This is a genomic window from Moorena sp. SIO3B2, from assembly GCF_010692525.1.
Lineage (GTDB): Bacteria > Cyanobacteriota > Cyanobacteriia > Cyanobacteriales > Coleofasciculaceae > Moorena > Moorena producens.
Genome location: NZ_JAAHHE010000187.1, coordinates 1 through 6830 on the forward strand (window position 1 = coordinate 1; position 6830 = coordinate 6830).

General features: G+C 45.9%; 5 protein-coding genes and 1 pseudogene. 5 read left to right on the plus strand and 1 reads right to left on the minus strand.

Features of this window, described 5'->3' with window-relative positions; genetic code table 11:
- The 4 genes from F6K38_RS26670 to ilvD all read left to right on the plus strand — a co-directional run.
- Positions 1-354: glutamyl-tRNA reductase (locus tag F6K38_RS26670; RefSeq protein WP_502709602.1), on the plus strand; the 354-nt coding region annotated here is incomplete at its 5' end.
- Positions 355-392: 38 nt separating this feature from the next.
- On the plus strand, positions 393-530 hold the full coding sequence (locus F6K38_RS26675; protein ID WP_287293850.1) for a hypothetical protein: 138 nt from the start codon (positions 393-395) through the stop codon (positions 528-530).
- 103 nt (positions 531-633) lie between these two features.
- Positions 634-4128 carry a UPF0182 family protein gene (locus F6K38_RS26680; protein ID WP_287267408.1) on the plus strand — a complete coding sequence of 1165 codons (3495 nt, stop codon included), beginning with the start codon at positions 634-636 and terminating at the stop codon, positions 4126-4128.
- A 178-nt stretch (positions 4129-4306) separates the two neighbouring features.
- Positions 4307-5992 carry a dihydroxy-acid dehydratase gene (ilvD, locus tag F6K38_RS26685; protein WP_287249757.1) on the plus strand — a complete coding sequence of 562 codons (1686 nt, stop codon included), beginning with the start codon at positions 4307-4309 and terminating at the stop codon, positions 5990-5992.
- A 435-nt stretch (positions 5993-6427) separates the two neighbouring features.
- Here the strand turns inward: ilvD and F6K38_RS26690 are convergent, their stop codons facing one another.
- A complete protein-coding gene (locus F6K38_RS26690) occupies positions 6428-6589 on the minus strand; it encodes a hypothetical protein (protein WP_158026776.1) in 162 nt (53 codons plus the stop codon).
- Between the two features lie 26 nt (positions 6590-6615).
- On the opposite strand from F6K38_RS26690, the pseudogene F6K38_RS26695 reads away from it, so the two are divergent.
- Positions 6616-6830: pseudogene (locus F6K38_RS26695) on the plus strand (4-amino-4-deoxy-L-arabinose transferase); the annotation flags it as partial.

Genomic DNA, 6830 nt, shown 5'->3' on the forward strand with positions numbered 1-6830 from the left:
GAAAGCCGTCGTAAGATGGCGATGGAAGCACAAGAACTCTTGGAAGAAGATGTGGCAGCCTTTGACATCTGGTGGCGTTCCCTCGAAACCGTTTCTACCATTAGTAGCTTGCGCAGCAAGGTCGAAACAATTCGTGAGCAAGAGCTAGAGAAAGCCCTATCCCGTCTCGGGTCAGAATTTGCCGAAAAACATCAAGAAGTGATCGAAGCCCTAACCAGAGGGATTGTTAACAAAATCCTTCATGACCCGATGGTGCAATTACGAGCACAGCAAGATATTGAAACTCGACGGCTGGCCATGGAATCGTTACAAATGCTATTCAATCTAGATACTGGCGAGCAATTTAGCAGTTAGCAAAAACTTGTAGGGTGGGCAAAAACAGTTTGGTTCAAATGTTTATTATAGTACACAGAACTTTGCCCACCCTACTTGAATTGGTATTTTGTGGAGACCTATCAGCGATCAGCTATCAGCTAAGCGAACGGCTAAAAGCCTGTGGTGACGCTACACCGAACAGTTTATGCCCATAGCGCATGCCACTTGAAAAATAAGCTGACGGCTGACGGCTGACAGCTGAATACTTAGTTTTTGATAGACCACGCTATGCTGGTAATGACCAAAAACTAAAGACCAATGACCAAACTATTGCGCTGGGTTACTGGGCTACTGGGTGTATGGATAGCTTGGAATTTGCTATCTCACCTGGTAGCAGCAATTTTATGGTTCACGGAAGTGGATTATCTATCGGCTTTCTTGCTGCGTTTGCAGACCCAGCTGAGTTTGTGGGTAATTGTATTTATCATATCATTGGGGTTTTTGCTCACCAATTTATGGTTAGCCAACCATTTCAAGCATCCAGAAAACTTAGCAGATCTCGAGATTACCTGGCTAAAAGGGTTCAAGACTCTTGACTCTTCATCCTTAACCCTTAACCAAACACGGTTAAACTCACCCTCCCCAATAGTGAGATCGGGAGTGAGACCAAGAGGAAAATTTTCTAAAAAACGCCCAGCCTTCAGATTGCGATCGCTTTTGCCATTTGCCCTAGCACTCAGTTTATTAGTTGGGGTGGTGCTGTTGTACTACGGAAAAATGGCCTTTTCTGTTTGGCATTTCCATCGAGAAACCTTGTCAGCCACCTTTATGAGTGAAGCGACACCCCCCCTACCGTCACCCTTGGGTTGGGTATCTCTCGGAAAGCTATTTTTATCAGAATCCAGAAGCAATCTGGTTTGGCAGCTGGGGATGATCTCCGCAGTGATGGTAGGGCTAATGGTAAATGCTCAGTTGTGGTTAAGAGCGATCGCCCTAGCACTAAGTTTTGCCTGGGCGATGGTGATTTCAGAACAATGGGGCAGAATTTTAGAGTATCTCTATCCCACTCACTTTAACACTACCGAGCCACTATTTGGACAGGATATCGGCTTCTACGTATTTGGTGTACCGGTATGGCAACTATTGAATTTTTGGCTAGGGGGCTTATTTCTCTTTGGTCTAGTTGCGGTATGGCTAATTTACTTAACCTCAGGCAATAGCCTCTCAGATGGGAAATTTCCGGGATTTTCCCAAAACCAACTACGACACCTGTATGGCCTTGGGTCTGCTGTGTCGGCAATCACAGCCTTCCACTATTGGCTTTCCCGGTACAACTTACTGTATTCAACCCGTGGTGTTGCTTATGGTGCGGGCTATACCAATGTCTCAGTCAAGTTGCCCTTTAATACAGGATTGAGCATTCTCGCATTTGCGATCGCACTGTTGTTACTCTTGAGAGCAATTTTCTGGATACGCCGCCTGCCCACCAAAATACCAGTAGCATTGTGGATACTCGGCTTATACCTAGGGATATGGGGAATTGCTGGGATAATCTTACCTGCAGCAGTGCAACGGTTTAAAGTCGAACCCAACGAGTTAGCCTTAGAAAGACCCTATATTGCTCGGACTATTGCCCTGACGAGAGCAGCTTTTGACCTCGATAGTATTGAAGCTGAAACCTTTAACCCCCAAGGTAATCTCACCAGCACCGATCTAGAAAAAAATCACCTAACCATCGACAACATTCCCCTGTGGGATACCCGCCCCTTATTACAAAGTAATCGTCAGCTGCAACAACTGAGACTTTACTACCAATTTACCGACGCCAATTTTGATCGCTACACCATTAAAGTTAATCCAAACCAGTTGAAAGCTGGGTTGAAGGCTGGGTTGAAGGCTGGGTTGAAAGCTGGGTTGAATGTTGGCAGGTTGAATGTTGGCAGGTTGAATGTTGGTAGCAGGTTGAATGTTGACTGGTTGAATGTTGGCAGGTTGAATGTTGGCAGGTTGAATGTTAGCAAGTTGAAGGTTGAAAGTTCAAAAAACCCCCTTCAAGCCAATAACCTTCAAGCCAATAACCTTCAAGCCAATAACCTTCAAGCAAGTAACTTTCAACCAAGTAACTTTCAACCTTGGCCTTTCGGCCACGCTACGCGAACAACCAAACAACCTTGGCCTTTCGGCCACGCTACGCGAACAACCAAACAACCTTGGCCTTTCGGCCACGCTACGCGAACAACCAAACAACCTTGGCCTTTCGGCCACGCTACGCGAACAAACCCTAGAAAACCTTGGCCTTTCGGCCACGCTACGCGAACAAACCCTAGAAAACCTTCAAAAACTCAAAAACAACAAGTACTCATTGCTGCAAGGGAATTAGACTATGATGCTGTGCCCAAACAAGCACAAACTTGGGTTAACAAACACTTAGTCTATACCCATGGCTATGGGTTTACCCTCTCTGCTGTGAATCAGGTAGGAGAGGGAGGACTGCCATACTACTTTATTAAAGACATCGGTTCTGGTGGAGGTGAAGCGCTCAAAGGAAGCTTATATACATCCTCTCCAGAAATTCGTGATAGTATCCCCATTGGTCAACCCCGGATTTACTACGGAGAACTGACCAATAACTATATCATGACCTCCACCAAAACTCAGGAATTAGACTATCCCAGTGGAGAAGAAAACGTTTACAACACCTACGATGGCACTGGTGGTGTTGCCCTAAACTCCTTTTGGCGGCGGTTAGTGTTTGCCCAGTATCTTAAAGACTGGCAGATGGTACTGACTGGGAATTTCACACCCAAAACACGGTTACTGTTCCGCCGTAATATTCGGCAACGGATTCAAGCGATCGCTCCCTTCTTACGCTATGATGCTGACCCCTACCTGGTAATTGCTGATACTTCTGTTGGGGAGTCAGGGGTCACTAAGAATTATCTTTACTGGATTGTGGATGGCTACACCACAAGCGATCGCTACCCCTATGCCGACCCAGGTGACAACCAGTTTAACTACATCCGTAACTCCGTAAAAGTGGTTATTGATGCCTACAATGGCGATGTTAGTTTCTACATAGCTGACCCAAAAGACCCGATTATTCAAACGTGGAGTAAGATTTTCCCGAATTTCTTCAAGTCACTGGATCAGATGCCCAGCAACCTGCGGACTCATTTGCGCTACCCCATTGATCTATTTAACATCCAATCCGAGCGCTTGCTAGCATATCACATGACTGACCCCCAGGTCTTTTACAACCAAGAGGATTTGTGGCGGATTCCCCAGGAAATTTATGCTGGTAAATCTAAATCAGTGGAACCCTACTACATTATCATGAAACTGCCCAAGGAGAAATCAGAAGAATTTATCTTGCTCCACCCCTATACACCTACAGGTCGTAATAATTTAATTGGTTGGCTAGCTGGTCGTTCTGATGGCGATCATTATGGCAAGTTACTCCTGTATCAGTTTCCCAAGCAACAACTAATCTATGGACCAGAGCAAATTGAAGCCCTGATTAATCAAGATCCAGTCATCTCTCAACAAATTTCCTTATGGAATCAAAAGGGTTCAAGAGCAGTTCAGGGGAATCTTTTGGTTATTCCCATCGAGCAATCTCTACTGTATGTTGAGCCATTGTATATAGAAGCTGAGCAACATAGTCTGCCAACATTAGTGCGAGTTATTGTGGTTTATCAAAACCAGATTATTATGGCTCAAAATCTAAAAGAAGCACTTGATGCCATCTTTAAGCCAGAGCAAAGTAAGACACCAACAATTGTACGTCCAGTCGAGGAAACTGCACTCCCTTAGCTAATCTAGCTAAATCCGGTTTTCATACCCTTAATAAAAATATCCCTATCTCCCTATCTCCCCACACTTACCACACTCCCGATGATGGGTATTCAACCAGACTTGATATGATGGCTAAATTTGATGGCTAAATCTAAAATCTCTGGTAGAGACTCTAACCTTTGAGGAGAACATATCCATGCCGGAGAATTTGAGAAGCCAAGTGGTTACCCAAGGTGTTCAGCGAGCCCCTAACCGAGCCATGCTGAGGGCTGTTGGTTTCACTGATGACGATTTTACTAAGCCCATTGTTGGTCTTGCTAATGGCTACAGCACTATTACTCCGTGCAATTTGGGGTTAAATGATTTGGCCAAACGAGCAGAGGCGGGATTGACCACTGCTGGTGCTATGGCTCAGATGTTTGGTACAATTACGATTAGTGACGGGATTTCCATGGGAACGGAAGGGATGAAATATTCCCTGGTATCCCGGGAAGTAATTGCTGATTCTATTGAGACCGCTTGTAATGGCCAAAGTATGGATGGAGTTTTGGCCATTGGCGGCTGCGATAAGAATATGCCAGGGGCGATGATTGCCATTGCCAGGATGAATATCCCAGCAATTTTCGTTTATGGTGGCACGATTAAACCTGGACATCTCGATGGTCAAGATTTAACGGTAGTGAGTGCCTTTGAAGCTGTTGGTCAACACAGTGCTGGCAAGATTGACGAGGCTAAACTCAAGGCGGTGGAACTCAACGCTTGCCCTGGTGCTGGTTCCTGTGGCGGCATGTTTACCGCTAATACTATGTCCTCTGCTTTTGAGGCAATGGGGATGAGTTTGCCCTATTCCTCTACCATGGCAGCGGAAGATATTGAGAAAGCCGATAGTGCTGAGAAATCTGCTTTTGTGTTAGTCGAAGCAATTCGCCAGCAAATACTACCTAGGGCTATTTTAACACGAAAGGCTTTTGAGAATGCGATCGCAGTAATTATGGCAGTAGGTGGTTCCACCAACTCAGTCTTGCATCTATTAGGGATCGCCCATGCTGCTGGAGTAGCCTTATCCATTGATGACTTTGAAACCATCCGGGGGAAAGTACCAGTCCTGTGTGACCTCAAACCCAGTGGTCGCTATGTCACTGTAAATTTGCACCGCGCCGGGGGGATTCCCCAAGTGATGAAAATGCTGTTGGTCCATGATTTGCTCCATGGGGATGCTTTGACCATTTCCGGCCAAACTATAGCGGAAGTGTTAGAAGAGGTACCTGATCAACCCCCTGCTGACCAAGATGTAATTCGTCCTTGGGATAATCCTGTGTATGCTCAAGGACACTTAGCCATTCTGAAAGGCAATCTGGCCACAGAAGGGTCAGTAGCAAAGATTACTGGGGTAAAAAATCCTCAAATCACCGGTCCAGCGCGAGTATTTGAATCCGAGGAAGCCTGCTTAGATGCGATTCTCGCAGGTAAGATCAACTCTGGTGATGTGATTGTGGTGCGCTATGAAGGACCAAAGGGTGGCCCAGGCATGCGGGAAATGCTGGCTCCCACATCAGCCATTATTGGTGCTGGGTTAGGTGATTCGGTCGGATTAATTACCGATGGACGATTTTCTGGAGGTACTTATGGCATGGTAGTCGGTCATGTCGCACCAGAAGCAGCGGTTGGAGGTGCGATCGCATTAGTCCAGGAAGGGGATATGATTACCATTGATGCCCATCAGCGATACTTACAACTAAATGTGTCCGATCAAGAATTAGAGCAACGCCGTGCTAGTTGGCAACCACCCAAGCCCCGTTATACCACAGGGGTATTGGCAAAGTATGCCACCTTAGTCTCTTCCAGTAGTGTCGGAGCAGTAACGGATTTAGATTTGGATTAACACTTATACACAGTTGCTGGTTAATCTACTCTATAGCTGATCCATGAGTCGTTACTCCCCCCAAATTAAAAAACCTACACTTGTGAGGCAGGAATCCCCCCTAACCTTACAAGGGTAGGTTTGTGAACATTGGGGCGAGTAAGTATAGCGCTACGCGCAAGGCAAGAGGAATCCCCCCTAACCCCCCTTAAAAAGGAGGCAAGAGGCAAAAGTGCAAGTGCATTAGCGCAGGTGCGCTTTCCGCATCTAATTATTAAATTCGCCACGGGTCGCACCTTTTTCTGCTTTTATCAATGTCCTAACTTTAATGCGTAGTGCTATACTTTCATGATTGTATAAAATCCTAAATATATGTATCAAAATACACAATCATTTTCGGAATAATTCTGCCCATTTCCTGCTTCTGTTAACTCCCTCGGTGCGCTTGACCCGTAATTAAATTCGCCACGGGTCGCACCGCTCCCGACTCCCTCGGTGCGCTTGACCCGTAATTAAATTCGCCACGGGTCGCACCGCTCCCGACTCCCGACCCAAATGTAAAAAACCTACCCCTGTAAGGGATTCCTGCTCCCTAAAAGCCAGTAATTTGTACCTCACCCCATTGAAAACTGCTATTATACATGATGCATAACGCCCTGAAAAGGTTGTCTCAACATCAATTTGTACTTGGTTGGCTGCTAGGGGGGCTACTGTTTCGGTGTATCATTGCTTTTTGGCTTTACCCTGGTATTGATGAAGCCTATTACTATGTCTATAGCCTGCATCTAGACTGGAGTTATTTTGATCACCCAGTTTTAGTTGCCCTGACTACTGGCTTTGGTACTTGGATAACGGGAGA

What these genes read in the sequence shown, in the direction of transcription:
- F6K38_RS26675 (WP_287293850.1), top strand. Translation starts at nt 393, where the DNA reads ATGTTTATTATAGTACACAGAACTTTGCCCACCCTACTTGAATTGGTA.
- F6K38_RS26680 (WP_287267408.1), top strand. Translation starts at nt 634, where the DNA reads ATGACCAAACTATTGCGCTGGGTTACTGGGCTACTGGGTGTATGGATA.
- ilvD (WP_287249757.1), top strand. Translation starts at nt 4,307, where the DNA reads ATGCCGGAGAATTTGAGAAGCCAAGTGGTTACCCAAGGTGTTCAGCGA.